The sequence below is a fragment of the Pseudomonas sp. LB1P83 genome (genome assembly GCF_054897885.1).
In genome coordinates this window covers 4,531,572-4,551,591 of the sequence record NZ_CM142709.1, presented here as the reverse complement: position 1 = coordinate 4,551,591, position 20,020 = coordinate 4,531,572, and the positions used below count along the sequence as shown (strand labels likewise).

Annotated in this window: 13 protein-coding genes and 1 riboswitch; of the genes, 11 read left to right on the top strand and 2 right to left on the bottom strand. The window is 59.7% G+C overall.

The window, feature by feature from the left end:
- Positions 1 to 17 precede the first annotated feature (17 nt).
- Together ACYZTY_RS20865 and argR are read left to right on the top strand one after the other, a co-directional pair.
- Positions 18 to 782 (top strand): ABC transporter ATP-binding protein, encoded by a 765-nt coding sequence (locus ACYZTY_RS20865; protein WP_008154324.1) that lies wholly within the window; start codon positions 18 to 20, stop codon positions 780 to 782.
- A 248-nt stretch (positions 783 to 1,030) separates the two neighbouring features.
- Positions 1,031 to 2,011 (top strand): transcriptional regulator ArgR, encoded by a 981-nt coding sequence (argR, locus tag ACYZTY_RS20860; protein ID WP_131059693.1) that lies wholly within the window; start codon positions 1,031 to 1,033, stop codon positions 2,009 to 2,011.
- Position 2,012: 1 nt separating this feature from the next.
- Here argR and ACYZTY_RS20855 read toward each other — a convergent pair whose 3' ends face one another.
- Positions 2,013 to 6,878 carry a dermonecrotic toxin domain-containing protein gene (locus tag ACYZTY_RS20855; RefSeq protein WP_461955281.1) on the bottom strand — a complete coding sequence of 1,622 codons (4,866 nt, stop codon included), beginning with the start codon at positions 6,876 to 6,878 and terminating at the stop codon, positions 2,013 to 2,015.
- Between the two features lie 286 nt (positions 6,879 to 7,164).
- On the opposite strand from ACYZTY_RS20855, the gene ACYZTY_RS20850 reads away from it, so the two are divergent.
- The 7 genes from ACYZTY_RS20850 (at position 7,165) to astE (ending at position 15,024) form a co-directional block, all read left to right on the top strand.
- Positions 7,165 to 8,385, top strand: a complete 1,221-nt coding sequence (locus tag ACYZTY_RS20850; protein ID WP_461955280.1) for an aspartate aminotransferase family protein — start codon at positions 7,165 to 7,167, stop codon at positions 8,383 to 8,385.
- Positions 8,386 to 8,586: 201 nt separating this feature from the next.
- Positions 8,587 to 9,606: an arginine/ornithine succinyltransferase subunit alpha gene (gene aruF, locus ACYZTY_RS20845; protein ID WP_461955279.1), complete on the top strand. Its 1,020-nt coding sequence runs from the start codon at positions 8,587 to 8,589 to the stop codon at positions 9,604 to 9,606.
- Between the two features lie 85 nt (positions 9,607 to 9,691).
- Complete coding sequence (gene astA, locus ACYZTY_RS20840; RefSeq protein ID WP_219097186.1) at positions 9,692 to 10,717, top strand: arginine N-succinyltransferase; 1,026 nt, start codon at positions 9,692 to 9,694, stop codon at positions 10,715 to 10,717.
- Positions 10,714 to 12,183, top strand: a complete 1,470-nt coding sequence (gene astD, locus ACYZTY_RS20835; RefSeq protein WP_461959367.1) for a succinylglutamate-semialdehyde dehydrogenase — start codon at positions 10,714 to 10,716, stop codon at positions 12,181 to 12,183. Before astA ends, astD begins: the two co-directional genes overlap by 4 nt.
- 166 nt (positions 12,184 to 12,349) lie before the next feature.
- Positions 12,350 to 13,696, top strand: a complete 1,347-nt coding sequence (gene astB, locus ACYZTY_RS20830) for an N-succinylarginine dihydrolase (RefSeq protein ID WP_131059687.1) — start codon at positions 12,350 to 12,352, stop codon at positions 13,694 to 13,696.
- Positions 13,697 to 13,713: 17 nt separating this feature from the next.
- Positions 13,714 to 14,001 (top strand): hypothetical protein, encoded by a 288-nt coding sequence (locus tag ACYZTY_RS20825; RefSeq protein WP_033056735.1) that lies wholly within the window; start codon positions 13,714 to 13,716, stop codon positions 13,999 to 14,001.
- A gap of 12 nt (positions 14,002 to 14,013) precedes the next feature.
- Positions 14,014 to 15,024: a succinylglutamate desuccinylase gene (gene astE, locus ACYZTY_RS20820; RefSeq protein ID WP_461955278.1), complete on the top strand. Its 1,011-nt coding sequence runs from the start codon at positions 14,014 to 14,016 to the stop codon at positions 15,022 to 15,024.
- Between the two features lie 164 nt (positions 15,025 to 15,188).
- Here the strand turns inward: astE and ACYZTY_RS20815 are convergent, their stop codons facing one another.
- On the bottom strand, positions 15,189 to 15,698 hold the full coding sequence (locus ACYZTY_RS20815; protein WP_008071834.1) for a 6,7-dimethyl-8-ribityllumazine synthase: 510 nt from the start codon (positions 15,696 to 15,698) through the stop codon (positions 15,189 to 15,191).
- Positions 15,699 to 15,800: 102 nt separating this feature from the next.
- Positions 15,801 to 15,971: riboswitch (FMN riboswitch) on the bottom strand.
- Between the two features lie 196 nt (positions 15,972 to 16,167).
- Here ACYZTY_RS20815 and ltaE point away from each other — a divergent pair.
- Positions 16,168 to 17,172 (top strand): low-specificity L-threonine aldolase, encoded by a 1,005-nt coding sequence (gene ltaE / locus ACYZTY_RS20810; protein WP_461955277.1) that lies wholly within the window; start codon positions 16,168 to 16,170, stop codon positions 17,170 to 17,172.
- Positions 17,173 to 17,318: 146 nt separating this feature from the next.
- Positions 17,319 to 19,937 carry an alanine--tRNA ligase gene (gene alaS / locus ACYZTY_RS20805; RefSeq protein ID WP_461955276.1) on the top strand — a complete coding sequence of 873 codons (2,619 nt, stop codon included), beginning with the start codon at positions 17,319 to 17,321 and terminating at the stop codon, positions 19,935 to 19,937.
- The last annotated feature ends 83 nt before the right edge of the window (positions 19,938 to 20,020 follow it).

Genomic DNA, 20,020 nt, shown 5'->3' with positions numbered 1-20,020 from the left:
TTGTGAGAACCGACCGCATGTACAAACTTGAAGTCCAAGACCTGCATAAACGCTATGGCAGTCACGAAGTGCTCAAGGGCGTGTCCCTGAAAGCGGCGGCTGGCGATGTGATCAGCATCATCGGCTCCAGTGGCTCCGGCAAAAGTACTTTCCTGCGCTGCATCAACCTGCTGGAGCAGCCGCACGCGGGCAAGATTCTGCTCAACAACGAAGAGCTGAAACTGGTGGCGAACAAGGACGGCGCGCTGAAAGCGGCCGACCCGAAACAGCTGCAACGCATGCGTTCGCGCCTGTCGATGGTGTTCCAGCATTTCAACCTGTGGTCACACATGACCGCGCTGGAAAACATCATGGAAGCGCCGGTCCACGTGCTGGGCATGTCCAAGGCCGAAGCTCGCGAGAAAGCCGAGCACTACCTGAACAAGGTCGGTGTGGCCCATCGTAAAGATGCTTACCCGGGCCACATGTCCGGCGGCGAGCAGCAGCGTGTGGCGATTGCCCGTGCGCTGGCGATGGAACCTGAGGTGATGCTGTTCGACGAACCGACGTCGGCGCTTGACCCGGAACTGGTCGGCGACGTACTGAAAGTCATGCAGGCCCTGGCGCTGGAAGGCCGGACCATGGTCGTGGTGACGCACGAAATGGGCTTCGCCCGTGAAGTGTCGAACCAACTGGTGTTCCTGCACAAAGGCGTCGTCGAAGAAAGCGGCAACCCGCGTGAGGTGCTTGTGAACCCGCAATCCGAACGTCTGCAACAATTCCTCTCGGGCAGCCTGAAGTAAACCGAACTCCCGTTGCGCACCGGGATAGTGCATGCTTCGCAACCTAAAGGCTGGCCCGGATCCGCTGTAGGAGCGAGGCTTGCCCGCGAAAGCGGTGGTTCAGTCAACATCATTGCTGTCTGAACCACCGCTTTCGCGGGCAAGCCTCGCTCCTACAGGGGATCTCCGTTGGTTTTGAGATTTGTGTTCATTTACGGGCTAGCATTGGCCCATGCCTTCATCACTGTTTTCGTTTCGGATTGCCCGCCATGACTGCCCATCGAATTGGTTTCCTGATTTGGCCCAGCACTAAAGCACTGACGCTTGCGCTGGCTGAGGAGGCCTTGCGTGTTGCCCAGCGTGTGCATCCGGACGTGGTCTACGAGTTGTCATTCTTGCAGGCTGAACCGCCGACCGAAGGCGCCTGGCAATTGCCGGGTGAGCCGTGGGCCGGCAAGCTCGAAAACTTCCAGAAGCTGTTTCTGCTCGCCGATGAGCCGCCGACCACACTCGCGCCAGCGCTCAGCAGTTCGCTGAAGCAACTGGTGCGAGCGGGTTGCGTAATCGGTGCTTTGTCCGCCGGTGTCTACCCGTTGGCGCAATTGGGATTGCTCGACGGTTACCGCGCTGCCGTGCATTGGCGTTGGCAGGACGATTTCGCCGAGCGTTTCCCGAAAGTCATCGCCACCAGCCATCTGTTCGATTGGGATCGCGATCGCCTGACCGCGTGTGGCGGCCTGTCGGTACTCGATCTGTTGCTGGCGGTGCTGGCCCGTGATCACGGTGCCGAACTGGCCGGCGCCGTGTCGGAAGAACTGGTGGTCGAGCGCATCCGTGAGGGCGGTGAACGCCAGCGCATTCCGTTGCAGAACCGCCTGGGCTCCAGCCATCCGAAGCTCACTCAGGCGGTGTTGCTGATGGAAGCCAACATCGAAGAGCCGCTGACCACCGACGAAATCGCCCAGCACGTGTGCGTGTCCCGCCGACAGCTGGAGCGGATCTTCAAGCAATACCTCAACCGGGTGCCGAGCCAGTACTACCTGGAACTGCGCCTGAACAAGGCCCGGCAGATGTTGATGCAAACCAGCAAGTCGATCATCCAGATCGGCCTGTCGTGTGGCTTCTCCTCGGGGCCGCATTTCTCCAGCGCCTACCGCAACTTCTTCGGCGCCACGCCGCGGGAGGATCGCAACCAGCGGCGCAGCAGCAGTCCATTCGAATTGTCGTCGGTGCCGTCCGAGCGCGGCTGATCTACTCGTCGATCTCAGAACCCTCGGAGGTGGAAACCTGCATTTCACCTCGGTTGATTACCTCTTCTACGCCAAAATCCGCGCGGGTCAGTTCGAAGTAGCGGATCAGTCGCAACAGGCTTTCCTCCGAAAACGGATTGCCTCTCAAGGTGATGTTTTCAGCAACCTCCACCGGCAATTCCAGCAAGTCGCTGGGCACCTCGATAATCGCATTCATGCTCAGGTCTACCCAGTCCAGATCACTCAGCTGAAGCAGGCCATCGGGTATTTCAGTGATGCCGGTGTCGTTGAGCAACACGGTTGCCAGTTCGGGCATTTGACCAAGGTCAGGTGTGCGCCCCAGCGGGTTGAAGCTCAGGTCGAGGTAATCGAGCTGTTCCATTCCCGCCAGTGCGTTGGCCGTCTCTGCTGACAGACTGACCCGGCAATCGGGAAGCGACAGTGAGCGCAGGCGCCCCATCTTGAACACCGCGTCGGGAATGTTGCCAAGGTTACACCCGCGCAGCCTCAGGCTTTTTAGGTTGGGAAAGGAGTCGAGGAAACGACCGAGACGCGTCACGCCATCGGCACTGTGGACCTCCAGTGCGGAAACATGACTGAAATCTGCACTCAGGGTCGGCAGTTCTCCATTGATGACCGGGCGGACAGTGAACTCGAAAGTCGGCTCAAGCGATTCATTGAAATCATCCAGTTCGGACTCACGCTGCCAGCACTTCTCAAGCGCCTGCTTGAATTCGTCACGGTTGGCTTGCTCGGCAAACAGTTGGTCGGCGTTGAAAGGTTCTCCGGTATCGGGATGCCGGTCCGGAACGTCGACGGTCCAGGCAGACAGATCATTTCTCAGTTGGGTGAGCTCTTCCTCAAGGCGCGTCAGATAGGCGCGGCCATCCTCCAGGGTGCCCGGCAATTCGTAGACGAACTCGCTCGCTTGTTCGACTTCCATGCCGGGGTACAACGCCTTGACGCGATCAATGTCGGCCTCGGGGGCATAGACGCCCATGTCGTAAGCGGTCTCGAAGTGGTGTTGCTTGATCAGTTCCCGTGCCCTGATCGAAAGCGGATTGTGCGTGAGGTGTACGCCGCGCTTTTCGTACAGCGAGCTCTCGAATAACCCGGCAGGCAACTCGCTGATACGGTTGTTCATCAGCATGAGGGCGTCGAGCTTTGGGTGTTGTAAAAGGTTGGCCGGAATCTCTGTCAGGTGGGTGTCGCTCAGATCCAGATGCGCCAGTTCGCTCATCGTGTCGATGCGCGGCAGGGTTTCAAACGGATTCTTGTACAGGTCCAGCATGCTCAGCTTGTTCAATGACGTCAGTTTCGACCACGTGGCCGCGTCGACCCTGATACCGCAATCGCTTAACACTAAGGCGCGAAGGTCTGGCATTCGGCTAACGGCGTCGGGGAGGGTGGCCAGGGAGAAGCGGCGTAGCTCCAGGCGGCGTAGCCCAGTGAAGCCCTGTAGGAAACCGGGCATACCCTGCGCGGTACGATTGCCTTCCAGGGACAGCAGCGACACATGACTGAAATCGGCGCTCAACGCCGGCAAGTCACCGACAATCGGCTCTGCAAATCTGAGCACATACCGGTTAGCCCCATCCGGTGTGTCGAAGTCCCTGTCGGACTGCCGACGCCAGCTGCGCTGGATTTCCTGAGCCAGCAACCGGCGATTGTTTCTCTCGGCCCGTTGCTCCAGCTCACTGAGCGGACGCCCGGTTTCAGGATGAACAGTGGGAGCGTCATTTACCCACGTGCGCAGATCCTTATGCAGTCGGGCCAACTCCCTGCTCAAGCGTGAAAGTTCTACGCGAGCGCCATCGGGGTGAAGTTGCAACGCCTGGACAAAGGACTGCATTTCCTCTTGAGGCAGGTTGGGGTAAACCTCGCGAACCCGGTCGTTGAGCGTAGGTGTCTCGCGGTTGACTTGACTGTAGCCCTCCGTGCCTCCGGGCAGGCGCATTGTCGTGGGGTCATAGAATGTTTTTCGACGGGGATTTTTTGCGAACAGCGTGCGTAATGCCGGTTGCTCCAGCGCGTGTTCGGCGATGCGCTGTTTAAGTGCGCGGGCGTCTGTGATCGAAGGGCTTAGCTTATTACGCTGTACATCCGGCAACGCCTGGAACAGGGCGTGATAAAAATCACCCGGCGTCGATTCATTGTCTGGGTGAGACTGGTAAGTCCCGTCTTCAGCGCGAACCAGTGTTTTAAGCATCGGCGCATCGGGCTGGCCAATGCTGTCGCGCACGGTTCCCTCGGCAGAGTAATCCCGCACTTCGATACGCAGATCGGCCGGCAAGCCGGGCAATGAGTTCAGGCTTTGCAAAGCCAGTCGGTGGGTGTCGGTGTTGTCCAGCGCTTCGGAATAGAAGCCCTCAGCGGCTCGGGTTGCACGCACGGCCTCCATGGCTTTCAGTGCCGCGTCCTTGAGTCGCTGGGGCGTGTTGCCGTTGTGCAGCTGTTTTAATTCAGTGCCGGAGGCATTGCTCACCAGTTCCTGGGCGATATCGGTCGGTAACCCCGGCACGTCGTCGAGCAGTCGCTGAACCCGCGGATCATCGGTTTTTTCCTGTGCGCGATAACGCAAATCGAACAGCGATTTTTGGTGTTTTCGGGCGAGTTCGGCGCTTTGTTGTCTGAAGGCTGGCGTTTGGACTTGCGGTGTCGGCAGGGGTGTGTCGACAGGCCAGTCGTCGTAACCGTTCAGGAGTTGATGTTGCAGGGCCGTGTCAGCCTTTCGATAGTGCTCGGGTTGATCACTGCCGATCTGCTCGATGAAGGTTTCCATGTCGCGATTGATCCTGAAGCGTTTGATCGTGTCGGTCAGCAACGAAGGCGGTCGATAATGTTCGACATGCATTTCGCGCACGGCGTTGTCGTGGAAACCGCTGACCCGCAGGATCTGTTCGCGCTCGGCGCCGCTGAACGACTCGACACCTTGGCCGAGACGACGCATGACCGTTTCCCGATCCCAGTTCAGCGGCTGCTCCATTTCTGTTTGCCAGGCGCCGTGGTTGTTATGCAGCAGGGAAGGTTGATAAGCATCGGCCCGGGTCGGATGCTCGATCTGAAACGCGCCCGAGGTGCCATCGGATTTCACGGCATACAGCTTCCCTTCCAGCGGCAGCAACATCTTGCCCCCGTGGTGATAGAGGCCATGCTGATCGGGTTTTGCTCCTTCGGGCAGCTTGTGTGCCTGTTCGTAAGGTGTGAGATCCGGCTTCCAGTAGCGGGTTTTGCCACTTGGCGTGGCGACGGGTTTGAGTGGGTCGACCAGCGCGACAGCTTCCCGCGAGAGCAGGCGGCTGAAGGCGCCGACAGCAATAGCGCCGCCCACCACGAATGTACCCACCTCAACCACTGTTTCGACGAACGTCAGCAGATGCCCAAGTGCTTCTGTTTTCAGCCCTTCGGCCAGATCCACAATGCCTTCGAAGGTTTCGTCGAGTAACTGGTAAGCCATGTAGGCCAGCATCAATTCGCCGAGAAACGGGACGAAAGGCAATGCAACGAACGTCGCGATATCAAGGAGTGTGGAAGCCACTTTGCTGAAGGCGTCCCACAAGGCCCATCGCGCGTTTCGGTCGGCAGCGGCGGTAGAAACGGCAAGCGTACTTGCATCATTGAGGATCTTGTTCAGCTGTCGCTGATAAAGATGATTCCACAGGTCCGCGCTGAACGGGGTGGTCGAAAATCGTAGATCGGGCCTGTCGATGGGCGTTTCGCGCCAGCTCGGCAGCGGGTCGCCACGCTTGTGTTGATGCCAGGTAACGCTCTGGAGACGACGGTTGAGATCAGCGAAGAAATGGCCCCTTTCCTTGTGTTCGACGAAGCGGCTGAAGAACGTCTGGTAAGCAGGCGTGCGCAGCTTGCGGGTCAGTTCGGTCATGAACGCCAGGGTGTTCGGGTATTCCTTGAGCGGATGCTCTGGATCGTCGGGAATGTAGGCAATGATCCGTGTTCCCTTGCGTGCGCGCTCCAGGCTCGCTGAGAAAATCACAATCCCGGTCAGAGCGGAGGACATTAGGGTCAGGTCATGACCGTACAGCGCCTGGCCATCCAGTCGCGCACCCGAGCGTCCCTCCAGAATGCGCAGGATCGAGAGATAGGCATCCTCTGGAATGTCCTTGCGGATATAAGCCATTTGCAGCGCAGCTTTGAGTGCGGCTTTTTGCGAGCCGATCACCTTCGATTTCACCACCGCACCGGCGACCGGGTTGGTCAGTCCCAGATTGTCTTTGAGGTACGTGTTGTACCGTGCACCGATATCCAGTTCCCGGCACAGCCGCGCAAAGGCCGCGACGGTAAGTTTCTGTTTGACCGCGGGCAGCGTATCGAACTGCCCTGTGGGCGACGGCTCGGTAATGAACGTCGAGGCGGACTCGTAAGCATCAGACGCCGTTTCCGATTCCTGAAAATTATGCAGGGCGGCGTCGAGCAGCGACACGGTCCAGGTGCGCGCGGCGCCGGTCTTGATCCCGAACCAGGGCACGGTTTGCGGGATGTACAGGCGCAGGAAAGTGGTTTTAACGTCCAGTTCCAGATCAAACCGGGTTTTCAGGGCGGCGCTCAGCAGTGGTTCGGCAAAGGCTCGTGCGCTTTGCAGCTTCGACAGCGTTGAGTCCAGCCGATTTCGATGGGTCCAGTGCTCCTGACTGAGCTTTTTCAACGACTGGTGTTGCAGGGACGTCGCGGTGCCATGCCAGGTCGGCTTTGTCAGCTTGGCGCTTTTCAGGGCGCTGCGGGTGCCGGACGATGCTTCTAATACCCAGGCTGGCAGATTGTTGAACAGGTGATGGTAGTGATCGTCCGGCTGCGTGGCGGATTCATTGCTGGCGGCATTAGAAGGGCGATCGGTTTCGTATCGACTCATGCGCTATTCCCTTAGCGTTTGGATGAGTCGCCAGCAAAACAGACAATGATTTGATCCGTGCGGTACATATTTACCGCACCGTTCCACAAGCCTGCCTATAACCTGTGCTGGCGGTTTAAACTGCGCCTTTGCGACCCTATATGTCGCATTGCCGTAAACCCGGGGAAAACCGGGGTTTGCGCTATAAGAAGTTGTCGCTTGGCGGCAAGGCCGGGCTGAAAACTGTCCTTACAATCCCCCCATCGCTCGCCAGTTTCCGGCGAGTGTTCCTCATCAGGAGACTCCGATGTCCGTTGAGCACGCTGCGGTAGAACGCGCCGATTTCGACCAGGTAATGGTTCCCAACTACGCGCCTGCCGCATTCATTCCTGTGCGTGGTGCCGGTTCCCGTGTCTGGGACCAGTCTGGCCGCGAGCTGATCGACTTCGCCGGCGGGATTGCCGTTAACGTATTGGGCCATGCGCACCCGGCGCTGGTCGGTGCATTGACCGAGCAGGCGAACAAGCTGTGGCACGTGTCCAACGTGTTCACCAATGAGCCGGCCTTGCGCCTGGCGCATAAGCTGATCGACGCCACCTTTGCCGAGCGCGCTTTCTTCTGCAACTCCGGCGCCGAAGCCAACGAGGCCGCCTTCAAGCTGGCCCGTCGCGTCGGCTTCGATCGTTTCGGCAGCGAGAAGTACGAAATCATCGCCGCGCTCAACAGCTTCCACGGTCGTACCCTGTTCACCGTGAACGTCGGTGGTCAGTCGAAGTATTCCGATGGCTTCGGTCCAAAGATCACCGGTATCTCCCACGTCCCGTACAACGATCTGGCCGCTTTGAAAGCCGCCATTTCCGACAAGACCTGCGCCGTGGTGCTGGAGCCGATTCAGGGCGAAAGCGGTGTTATCCCGGCCGAGCTTGAGTACCTGCAAGGCGCCCGTGACCTTTGCACCGCGCACAACGCGCTGCTGATCTTCGACGAAGTGCAGACCGGCATGGGTCGCACTGGCCATCTGTTCGCCTATCAGCATTACGGCGTGGTTCCGGACATTCTGACCAGCGCCAAGAGCCTGGGCGGCGGTTTCCCGATCGCGGCGATGCTGACCACCGAAGACCTGGCCAAACACCTGGTCGTCGGCACGCACGGCACCACTTACGGCGGCAACCCGCTGGCGTGCGCTGTCGCTGAAGCCGTGATCGACGTAATCAACACCCCTGAAGTGCTGGCGGGCGTCAATGCCAAGCACGACAAGTTCAAGGCTCGCCTGGAGCAGATCGGCGAGAAATACGCCATCTTCACCAAGGTCCGCGGTATGGGCCTGTTGATTGGTTGCGTGTTGAGCGATGCCTGGAAAGGCAAGGCCAAAGATATCTTCAACGCCGCCGAGCGTGAAGGCCTGATGATTCTGCAAGCCGGCCCGGACGTGGTGCGTTTCGCGCCAAGCCTGGTGGTTGAAGACACAGACATCGATCAGGGCCTGGATCGTTTCGAACGCGCCGTGGCCAAGCTGACGCAAGCCTGATAGACCCTTCGGCGCCTGATATTTCAGGCGTCGAACCAATTTTTATGCCGGCCCCGCTTTTCTGTAGGAGCGAGGCTTGCCCGCGAAGGCGGCGTGTCAGCCACCATCATCATCGGCTGACACGCCGCCTTCGCGGGCAAGCCTCGCTCCTACAAGGGGCCGGTTTATTTTCCTCAAAGAGTATGAGAAAGGAGTGACACCATGCTGGTGATGCGCCCCGCGCAAATGGCTGATCTGGGCGAGGTACAGCGTCTGGCTGCGGACAGCCCGATTGGTGTCACTTCCTTGCCGGATGACGTTGAACGCCTGAGCGACAAGATCGCGGCAAGCGAAGCCTCGTTTTCTGCTGAGGTCAGCTTCAACGGTGAAGAAAGCTACTTCTTCGTGCTCGAAGACTCGGCCACCGGCAAATTGGTCGGTTGCTCGGCCATCGTTGCCTCCGCCGGTTATTCCGAGCCGTTCTACAGCTTCCGTAATGAAACCTTCGTGCACGCCTCCCGCGAGTTGAAGATTCATAACAAAATCCACGTGCTATCGCAGTGCCACGACCTGACCGGCAACAGCTTGCTGACCAGTTTCTACGTGCAGCGCGAGCTGGTGGGTTCGCCTTGGGCTGAACTCAACTCCCGTGGTCGTCTGCTGTTCGTCGCCAGCCATCCGGAGCGTTTTGCCGATTCCGTGGTGACCGAGATCGTCGGTTACAGCGACGAAAATGGCGACTCGCCGTTCTGGGATGCCATCGGTCGCAACTTCTTCGACCTCAACTACGCCGCAGCCGAGCGCCTGTGCGGTCTGAAGAGCCGGACGTTCCTCGCCGAGCTGATGCCGCATTACCCGATTTACGTGCCTTTGCTGCCGGACTCCGCTCAAGAAGCGATGGGCCAGGTGCATCCACGGGCGCAGATCACCTTCGACATCCTGATGCGCGAAGGCTTCGAGACCGATCACTACATCGACATTTTCGACGGTGGCCCGACGTTGCATGCTCGCGTCTCGGGGATTCGTTCGATTGCCCAGAGCCGTGTGGTCCCGGTGAAAATCGGCGAGCCGGTCAAAGGCGCCGGTCGTCAGTACCTGGTGGCCAACGCCCAGTTGCAGGATTACCGCGCCGTATTGCTCGAGCTCGATTACGCGCCGGGCAAACCCGTGACCCTGGATCTGGAAGCGGCCGAAGCCCTGGGCGTCGGTGAAGGTGCCAGCGTGCGCCTGGTGGCGGTTTAACGCCTGCTTTAATTCCTGGAAAGAAGTGTCTGGGAAAGCAGCGAAGTTTCACGGGTGGCGTCAGCGGCCCGTTTGAGGAGATAGCATGATCGTTCGTCCCGTACGCAGCAGCGATTTACCCGCTCTGATCGACCTGGCCCGCAGCACCGGCACCGGCCTGACCACGTTGCCGGCCAACGAAGAACGTCTGGCCCATCGGGTCGGCTGGGCCGAGAAGACCTTCCGTGGCGAAGCCGGGCGGGGCGATGCGGACTACCTGTTCGTACTCGAAGACGATGACGGCCGCGTGGTGGGCATTTCCGCTATCGCCGGCGCCGTCGGCCTGCGTGAGCCTTGGTACAACTTCCGGGTTGGCCTGACCGTCAGCGCCTCGCAAGAGCTGAACATCTACCGCGAGATCCCGACGCTGTTCCTGGCCAACGACCTGACCGGCAACTCCGAATTGTGCTCGCTGTTCCTGCACGCCGATTACCGCACGGGCCTCAACGGCCGCATGCTGGCGAAGGCGCGGATGCTGTTCATCGCCGAGTTCTCGCAGCTGTTTGGCAACAAGATCATTGCCGAGATGCGCGGCGTGTCCGACGAAGCCGGGCGCTCGCCATTCTGGGAAAGCCTGGGTCGTCACTTCTTCAAGATGGAATTCAGCCAGGCCGACTACCTGACGGGCGTGGGCAACAAGGCGTTCATCGCCGAACTGATGCCTAAATTCCCGCTGTACACCTGCTTCCTGTCGCCAGACGCACGCAACGTCATCGGTCAGGTCCACCCGGACACCGAGCCGGCGCTGGCCATGCTCAAGAGCGAAGGTTTCAGCTATCAAGGCTATGTCGACATCTTCGACGCCGGCCCTGCGGTCGAGTGCGAAACCGGCAAGATCCGCGCCGTGCGCGACAGTCAGGCGCTGGTGTTGGCCATCGGCACGCCAGGTGATGACGCTACGCCGTTCCTGATTCACAACCGCAAGCGCGAAGACTGCCGGATCACTGCCGCGCCAGCACGCTTCGCCGCCGGCACGTTGGTCGTCGATCCACTGACCGCCAAACGTCTTCAACTCAACGCTGGCGATCAAGTGCGCGCCGTTCCGTTGTCTGCTGCCAGGGAGTCGAAATAATGAATTCGCTATACATCGCAGGTGAATGGCTGGCCGGTCAGGGCGAAGCGTTCCAGTCGCTGAACCCGGTGACCCAGCAAGTGCTGTGGACCGGCGAAGGCGCTACCACCGCTCAGGTCGAGTCGGCCGTGCAGGCTGCACGTCAGGCGTTCCCGGGCTGGGCCCGTCGTACCCTGGAAGAACGCATCGCTGTGCTTGAAGCCTTCGCCGCCGCGTTGAAGAACCACGCTGACGAACTGGCTCGCACCATTGGTGAGGAAACCGGTAAGCCGTTGTGGGAAGCGGCGACTGAAGTGACCAGCATGGTCAACAAGATTGCGATTTCGGTGCAGAGCTACCGCGAGCGTACCGGCGAGAAGAGCGGCCCACTGGGCGACGCCACCGCCGTGCTGCGCCACAAGCCGCACGGCGTAGTGGCGGTGTTCGGGCCTTATAACTTCCCGGGTCATTTGCCGAACGGTCATATCGTGCCGGCGCTGCTGGCCGGTAACAGCGTGTTGTTCAAGCCAAGCGAACTGACCCCGAAAGTCGCCGAGCTCACGGTTAAATGCTGGATCGAAGCCGGCCTGCCGGCAGGCGTGTTGAACCTGCTGCAAGGCGCTCGCGAAACCGGTATCGCCCTGGCCGCGAACCCTGGCATCGACGGTTTGTTCTTCACCGGTTCGAGCCGCACCGGCAATCACCTGCACCAGCAATTCGCCGGTCGTCCGGACAAGATCCTCGCGCTGGAGATGGGCGGTAACAATCCGCTGGTGGTCGATCAGGTTGCAGACCTCGATGCTGCCGTTTACACCATCATCCAGTCGGCATTCATTTCCGCCGGCCAACGTTGCACCTGTGCCCGTCGCTTGCTGGTACCGCAGGGCGCCTGGGGCGACACGTTGCTGGCGCGCCTGGTGGCGGTCAGTGCGACGATTGAAGTCGGTGCGTTTGATCAACAACCGGCGCCGTTCATGGGTTCGGTGATTTCCCTCGGCGCGGCAAAAGCGCTAATGGATGCGCAGGAACATTTCCTGGCCAATGGCGCCGTGGCGCTGCTGGAAATGACTCAGCCTCAGGCGCAAGCCGCGTTGCTGACGCCGGGTATTCTGGACGTGACGGCCGTTGCCGATCGTCCTGACGAAGAGCTGTTCGGTCCGCTGCTGCAAGTGATCCGCTACGCTGATTTTGAAGCGGCGATCGCTGAAGCCAACGACACGGACTATGGCCTCGCGGCTGGGTTGCTGTCGGATTCCGAAGCGCGTTATCAGCAGTTCTGGCTGGAAAGCCGTGCCGGCATCGTCAACTGGAACAAACAGCTGACCGGTGCCGCGAGCAGCGCGCCATTCGGCGGTGTCGGCGCCTCGGGCAACCACCGCGCCAGCGCCTACTACGCCGCAGATTACTGCGCGTACCCGGTGGCCTCGCTGGAAACGCCGAGCCTGACCTTGCCAGCGGCCCTGACGCCCGGCGTGAAGATGGCGTAGCGCCCATTCGCGGGCAAGCCTCGCTCCTACGGGATTTGTGGTGTATGCCGATCATGCGGACTACACAAAACCTGTAGGAGCGAGGCTTGCCCGCGAAGGCCGCGACTCGGTCTTACTGAATAGTTACCAGATGCCTATAACAACAGATTCTCGTGGAGCCTCGCTGATGAAATCCTATGAAGTCAATTTTGACGGTCTAGTGGGGCCGACCCATAACTACGGCGGTTTGTCCTACGGCAACGTCGCGTCCCAGAGCAACAGCCAGCAGTCTTCGAACCCGAAGGAAGCCGCGCTGCAAGGCCTGGCGAAAATGAAAGCGCTGATGGAGATGGGCTTCCAGCAAGGCGTTCTTGCACCTCAGGAACGTCCAGACGTCGCCGCCCTGCGCCGCTTGGGTTTCAGCGGCACCGATGCGCAAGTGATCGAGCAAGCCGCCAAAGACGCGATGCCATTGCTGGTCGCCAGTTGCTCGGCGTCGAGCATGTGGGTGGCCAACGCCGCCACAGTCAGCCCGAGTGCCGACACTGCCGACGGTCGAGTGCATTTCACCGCCGCCAACCTCAACTGCAAATACCACCGCAGCATCGAACACCCGACCACCAGCCGCGTGCTGGGGGCGATGTTCGCTGACCAGAAGCACTTCGCGCACCACGCCGCTTTGCCGGCAGTGGCGCAGTTTGGCGATGAAGGCGCGGCCAACCACACCCGTTTCTGCCGTGAATACGGCGAAGCCGGCGTCGAGTTCTTCGTGTTCGGTCGCAGTGCGTTCGATACCCGCTACCCGGCACCGCAGAAGTACCCGGCGCGCCAGACCCTCGAAGCCTCTCAAGCCGTTGCTCGCCTGCACGGCTTGAGCGATGACGGCGTGGTCTACGCCCAGCAGAACCCTTCGGTGATCGATCAGGGCGTGTTCCATAACGACGTGATTGCGGTGGGTAACGGCGAGGTGCTGTTCTATCACGAGGACGCGTTCCTCGACACCGACCAGATGCTCGCTGAACTGCAGGGCAAACTCGCAAAATTCGGTGGGAAATTCCAGTCAATCTGCGTACCGCGTTCGGCCGTAACCGTCGAAGACGCCGTTCGGTCCTACCTGTTCAATAGCCAGTTGCTGACGCGTCCAGACGGTTCGATGTTGTTGATCGTGCCGGAAGAGTGCCGTGGCAACGAGCGCGTCTGGCAATACCTGCAAGGCCTGACCAGCTCCGGCGGCCTGATCCGCGAAGTAAAGGTTTTCGATTTGAAGCAGAGCATGCAGAACGGCGGTGGCCCGGCTTGCCTGCGGTTGCGTGTCGCACTGAATGAAACCGAACTGGCGGCCGTCAACCCAGGGGTTATCATGACGGCACCGTTGTACGGCACGTTGACCGAATGGGTCGACAAGCACTACCGCGACCGCATGACCGAAAACGATCTTGCGGACCCGCAATTGCTGCTTGAGTGCCGTACGGCACTGGATGAACTGACGCAAATCCTTAAACTGGGCGCGGTTTATCCATTCCAGATCAATTGAACGTGAGCGTAAAAAACATGAGCGATACCCTGCAGCTGATCCTTGAAGACACCGACGGCACGCAACTGGAAACGTCCTGCACCCGCGTCGCGGTCATGTGGCAAGGCAAAGAGCTGTGGATCCAGCAGGACGGCCGTGGCCAGCTGCTGATCGGCGTGGACGTTGAAGAAGGTGACGCTGAATACGCCAACCTGCTGCTGCGCCCATTGGCGACTAATCTGGTAAGTCTGCAACTGGAAATGGAACCGGCTGAAGTCGGCGACGAAGACCACGTGCACGGCCCGGATTGCGCACACGACCACTAAGGAAACCGCTCTATGCTCGCCCTCGGCAAACTGCTTGAACTGACCCTCGCCGGCCGCGAACCGGCGGAGAAGACTCAACTGACTGTCGAAGGCGTGCGCATGCGCTGGTTGAGCGAAGGTGCGCTGGAAGTCCGGCCACCTGAAGCGCGCGACAACGGCCTTGACCTGCTGCTATCAGCCGGTATCCACGGCAACGAAACAGCGCCGATCGAGCTGCTCGATCGCCTGTTGCATGACATCGCCCGCGGTGACTTGAAGCCGCGTGCACGTATTCTGTTCCTGTTCGGCAACCCGGAAGCGATACGCAAAGGCGAACGCTTCATCGAGCAGGACGTCAATCGGCTGTTCAACGGCCGTCACGAACAAACCAGTGGCTCAGAGGCCCTGCGCGCCTGTGAACTTGAGCGGCTGGCGGCGAGTTTCTTCAGCCTGCCTGACCGCGGCCGCCTGCACTACGACCTGCACACCGCGATACGTGGTTCGAAGATCGAGCAGTTCGCGTTGTATCCCTGGAAAGAAGGGCGCCAGCACTCACGCCTGGAGCTGACCCGCTTGCGTGCCGCCGGCATGGAAGCGGTGCTGTTGCAGAACAAGCCCTCCATCGTTTTCAGCTCTTACACCTACGACAAACTGGGTGCCGAGTCTTTCACCCTTGAACTGGGCAAGGCGCGGCCGTTTGGGCAGAACGAGGGGGTTAACGTCTCGCTGCTTGAAACCCGCCTCAAACAGATCATTGAAGGCAACGAGCCAGCGGTGACTGACGAAGGTCTGAACGGTTTGCAGTTGTTTAGCGTGGCGCGGGAAATCATCAAGCACAGCGATAGCTTCCGCCTGAACCTTCCGGCGGACGTCGAGAATTTTTCGGAATTGGACGTGGGTTACGTGCTGGCCGAAGACATCGCCCAGACCCGCTGGATCATCGAAGAGAAGGGCGCCCGGATCATCTTCCCGAACCCCAAGGTCAAAAACGGCCTGCGCGCCGGCATCCTGATCGTGCCCGCCACCGACGAAAACCTGGCCTGAATCCAACTTAAACCATACACAAAACCCCTGTAGGAGTGAGCCTGCTCGCGATAACGGTATAACAGACAACATCACCGTTGAATGTTAAACCGCTATCGCGAGCAGGCTCACTCCTACAGTTGATTTGAGTAAAGCCAAAAGACTTCACTCAAGCCACAGGTGTTTTAGACCGCTACCGCGCGCGGCTCGCTACGACGCAACGCACGCATCTTGTGCAGCGTATCTGCACAGGTCTTCGCCGCTTCCTGACCTTTATGCACGAAATGCTCGAAGAAGAACTTCTGATGCTCTTCGCCGGCATGGAAGTGGTGCGGGGTCAAAACCACCGAGAAGACCGGCACTTCGGTTTCCAGCTGAACCTGCATCAGGCCGCTGATCACCGACTGGGCGACGAATTCGTGACGGTAGATGCCGCCGTCGACCACCAGGCCTGCCGCGACGATGCCGGCATAACGACCGGACTTGGCCAGCAGTTTGGCGTGCAGAGGAATTTCAAAGGCGCCGCCGACTTCGAAGAAATCGATGTCGGATTCCTGATAACCCTGAGCAATCATCTCGGCAACAAAGCCTTTACGGCTCTGATCAACGATTTCCTTGTGCCAGCAGGCCTGGATGAACGCAACGCGCTCGCCCTGATGGTTTTTGCTTTTGCTATCGATTGCGGTGGGTTGCATGTTCTGACTCCTGTTTATGAAAAAAACAGGGCATATGAATCGAATGGGATTTAAGGGTACGCACGCTCGCACGAATGCCCGCGGACGGCCCTTTGGCGCCAATCCCGTTCTCTCTTCATCCGGACTATGACCGTCGGCCCCGGGATCACACCGGGTCTGCTGACCTTGCCGCCAGACACCGCCGAAGCCGTGCTGTCACCAAGCGCTCGCGGGCTATGCGCATTGCGCGCAATTACCGCCGGTGGGGAGTTGCACCCCGCCCTGAGAACGTTTTGCCGCCAGATTGTCTGGCGGCGAAGCGTTTTTAACACATATTTCCGAGCCGTGCATTGCTGCTATCTGATGATTGCTATCGACTTTTTTGCTCGCTTGACGCCTCTTTTCCTTCGTTCGGGGTTGATTAATCGTCGTCATGACCGCAGTAATTCCTGACTGAAAGGGATTTTCCCTGCTTACCGAGGCCAGATTCATGAGCGTTATCGATCTTCGCAGCGACACCGTTACCCAACCGACCGCCGAGATGCTCGACGCGATGGCCAGTGCGGCCACCGGTGACGACGTCTATGGCGAGGATCCGACGGTCAATCGTCTGGAAGCGGAATTGGCAAAACGGCTGGGTTTTGCCGCTGCGTTGTTTGTGCCGACAGGCACCATGAGCAACCTGTTGGGCCTGATGGCTCATTGCGAGCGCGGTGAGGAATACATCGTCGGCCAGCAGGCGCACACGTATAAATACGAAGGTGGTGGCGCGGCGGTGCTCGGTTCGATCCAGCCACAGCCACTGGAAGTGCAGGCCGACGGTTCGCTGGACCTGGCGCAGGTTGCCGCCGCGATCAAACCGGACGACTTCCATTTCGCCCGGACACGGTTGCTGGCGCTGGAAAACACCATGCAAGGTAAAGTCCTGCCCCTGGAGTATCTCGCCCGGGCGCGCAGCTTTACTCGTGAACATGGGCTGGCCCTGCACCTGGACGGTGCCCGGCTCTACAACGCGGCCGTCAAGTTGGGAGTTGATGCCCGCGAGATCACTCAGCACTTCGATTCGGTCTCGGTCTGCCTGTCCAAAGGCCTGGGCGCGCCGATCGGTTCAGTGTTGTGTGGCTCTGCAGAGTTGATCGGCAAGGCACGCCGCCTGCGCAAGATGGTCGGTGGCGGCATGCGTCAGGCAGGTCTTTTGGCGGCGGCGGGGCTCTATGCGCTGGATCACAACGTTCAGCGTTTGGCCGACGATCACGCCAATGCGCAATTTCTGGCCGACGGACTGCAAAAGGCCGGTTACCAAGTAGAACCGGTGCAGACCAACATGGTTTACGTGCAGATGGGCGACAAGGCCGAGGCGATCAAGGCCTTTGCGGCCGAGCGTGGCATTAAGCTGAGCGCTGCCGGCCGGCTGCGAATGGTCACGCACATGGATGTAAGCCGCGCTCAAATCGAGCAGGTCGTCGCGACATTCGTCGAGTTTTCACGCAACTGACAGCGTTAGCCGTCCAATTGACCGTTTCTATCGTATAAACACGCTGTACCCCGCGCGCTGGGCCGATATAATGCGGCCCTTTGCCGTCGCTTCGTCTGTTGACGTTTCGCACAGGCCTTTGGCCGCAGCCTCCGTGGAAGAACCTAATGAAAAGCGCAGAAATCCGTGAAGCCTTCCTTCGCTTCTTCGAAGAGCAAGGCCACACCCGTGTAGCCTCCAGCTCTTTGATTCCGGGCAACGACCCAACCCTGCTGTTCACTAACGCGGGGATGAACCAGTTCAAGGACTGCTTCCTGGGCCAGGAAAAACGTGCGTACACCCGTGCGACCAGCAGCCAGAAATGCGTGCGTGCCGGTGGCAAGAACAGTGACCTGGAAAACGTCGGTTATACCGCTCGTCACCACACCTTCTTTGAAATGCTTGGTAACTTCAGCTTCGGTGACTATTTCAAGCACGACGCGATTACCTTCGCCTGGACCTTCCTGACCGGCGTTCTGAAACTGCCGAAGGAAAAACTCTGGGTCACTGTTTACGCCTCGGACGACGAAGCGTATGACATCTGGACCCAGCAAATCGGTGTGCCAGCCGAGCGCATGATCCGTATCGGCGACAACAAAGGCGCGCCTTACGCGTCCGACAACTTCTGGACCATGGGCGATACCGGCCCATGCGGCCCATGCACCGAGATTTTCTACGATCACGGCGACCACATCTGGGGCGGCCCACCGGGCTCGCCGGAAGAAGACGGCGACCGTTATATCGAGATCTGGAACAACGTGTTCATGCAGTTCAACCGCACCGCCGATGGCGTGTTGCATCCGTTGCCAGCGCCGTCGGTGGATACCGGCATGGGCCTGGAGCGGATCAGTGCGGTGATGCAGCACGTCAACTCCAACTATGACATCGACCTGTTCAAGAACCTGCTGAGCGCATCGGCCGAGGCAATCGGCTGCGAAAATGGCGATCAGTCTTCGCTGAAAGTCGTGTCCGACCACATCCGTTCGTGCGGTTTCCTGATTGCCGACGGCGTGTTGCCGTCCAACGAAGGCCGCGGCTACGTATTGCGCCGGATCATTCGTCGCGCTTGCCGCCACGGCAACAAGCTGGGCGCAACCGGCAGCTTCTTCTACAAAATCGTAGCGGCGCTGGTCGCCGAGATGGGCGAGGCTTTCCCTGAACTCAGGAAGCAGCAGAGCAACATCGAACGCGTGCTCAAGGCCGAAGAAGAGCAGTTCTCCAAGACTTTGGAGCATGGCCTGAAGATTCTCGAGCAGGACCTGCTGGAACTCAAAGGCACCGTGGTGCCAGGCGACGTGGTGTTCAAACTCTACGACACCTACGGTTTCCCGATGGACCTGACAGCGGACATCGCCCGCGAGCGCAGCCTGACCGTCGACGAAGCCGGTTTCGAGCGTGAGATGGAAGCCCAGCGTGTTCGTGCGCGTTCGGCCAGCTCGTTCGGTCTGGACTACAACACGCTGGTCAAGGTTGACGTGGCCACTGAGTTCACCGGCTACAAGGCCACCAGCGGTTCGGCAAAAATTGTCGCCCTCTATAAAGAAGGCCGGTCGGTCGACGTATTGAGTGAAGGCGAAGAAGGCGTGGTCGTTCTCAATCAGACGCCGTTCTACGCTGAATCCGGCGGCCAGGTCGGCGACTGCGGGTATCTGCAGGCCGGCAACAGCCGTTTCGACGTGCGTGACACCACCAAGACTGGCGGTGCATTCCTGCATCACGGTGTGCTGGCGTCGGGCAGCCTGATTATTGGTTCGCCGGTTGAAACCCACGTTGAAGCCGACGTGCGCCACGCGACCTCGCTGAACCACTCGGCGACTCACTTGCTGCACGCTGCATTGCGTCAGGTGCTGGGCGATCACGTTCAGCAGAAAGGCTCGTTGGTCGACAGTCAGCGCCTGCGCTTTGACTTCAGCCACTTCGAAGCCATCAAGCCTGAGCAACTGAAGGCCCTGGAAGACATCGTCAACGCCGAGATTCGCAAGAACTCCGCCGTCGAAACCGAAGAAACCGACATCGAAACCGCCAAGCAAAAAGGTGCCATGGCGCTGTTTGGCGAAAAGTACGGCGACAACGTGCGCGTGCTGAGCATGGGCGGTGATTTCTCCGTCGAGCTGTGCGGTGGCATTCACGCCAACCGTACCGGCGACATCGGCCTGCTGAAAATCATCAGCGAAGGCGGTGTGGCCTCTGGTGTGCGTCGTATCGAGGCAGTCACCGGTGCCGCGGCACTGGCTTACTTGAACGCTGCAGAAGAACAACTCAAGGAAGCGGCCAACCTGGTCAAGGGCAGCCGCGACAACCTGATCGACAAGCTGTCGGCTGTGCTGGAGCGCAACCGTCTGCTGGAGAAGCAACTCGAGCAGTTGCAGGCCAAGGCTGCCAGTGCAGCGGGCGACGATCTGTCGGCCTCTGCCCTGGACGTCAAAGGCGTGAAAGTGCTGGCCGTGCGTCTGGACGGTCAGGACGGCAAGGCGCTGCTGGCGCTGGTCGATCAGCTGAAAAACAAACTCGGCCGCGCAGTGATCCTGCTCGGCGGGGTCCATGAGGAAAAGGTCGTTCTGGTTGCAGGCGTAACCAAAGACCTGACTGGCCAATTCAAAGCCGGTGATTTGATGAAGCAAGCCGCTGCGGCAGTGGGCGGGAAGGGCGGTGGTCGTCCAGACATGGCGCAAGGCGGTGGTACTGACGCTGGCGCACTGGATGCGGCACTGGCCCTGACTGTTCCATTTGTAGAGCAGGGTTTATAAGGCAGAGTGTCCGGCCCGCAGTCTAGTGGCGGGCCAGAACGCTGTTTGAGTGATTATTTGGGCGCCCTTCATGGGCAGAGGCG

Coding starts and splice junctions, on each gene's coding strand:
- ACYZTY_RS20865 (WP_008154324.1), top strand. CDS start 18: ATGTACAAACTTGAAGTCCAAGACCTGCATAAACGCTATGGCAGTCAC.
- argR (WP_131059693.1), top strand. CDS start 1,031: ATGACTGCCCATCGAATTGGTTTCCTGATTTGGCCCAGCACTAAAGCA.
- ACYZTY_RS20855 (WP_461955281.1), bottom strand. CDS start 6,878: ATGAGTCGATACGAAACCGATCGCCCTTCTAATGCCGCCAGCAATGAA.
- ACYZTY_RS20850 (WP_461955280.1), top strand. CDS start 7,165: ATGTCCGTTGAGCACGCTGCGGTAGAACGCGCCGATTTCGACCAGGTA.
- aruF (WP_461955279.1), top strand. CDS start 8,587: ATGCTGGTGATGCGCCCCGCGCAAATGGCTGATCTGGGCGAGGTACAG.
- astA (WP_219097186.1), top strand. CDS start 9,692: ATGATCGTTCGTCCCGTACGCAGCAGCGATTTACCCGCTCTGATCGAC.
- astB (WP_131059687.1), top strand. CDS start 12,350: ATGAAATCCTATGAAGTCAATTTTGACGGTCTAGTGGGGCCGACCCAT.
- ACYZTY_RS20825 (WP_033056735.1), top strand. CDS start 13,714: ATGAGCGATACCCTGCAGCTGATCCTTGAAGACACCGACGGCACGCAA.
- astE (WP_461955278.1), top strand. CDS start 14,014: ATGCTCGCCCTCGGCAAACTGCTTGAACTGACCCTCGCCGGCCGCGAA.
- ACYZTY_RS20815 (WP_008071834.1), bottom strand. CDS start 15,698: ATGCAACCCACCGCAATCGATAGCAAAAGCAAAAACCATCAGGGCGAG.
- ltaE (WP_461955277.1), top strand. CDS start 16,168: ATGAGCGTTATCGATCTTCGCAGCGACACCGTTACCCAACCGACCGCC.
- alaS (WP_461955276.1), top strand. CDS start 17,319: ATGAAAAGCGCAGAAATCCGTGAAGCCTTCCTTCGCTTCTTCGAAGAG.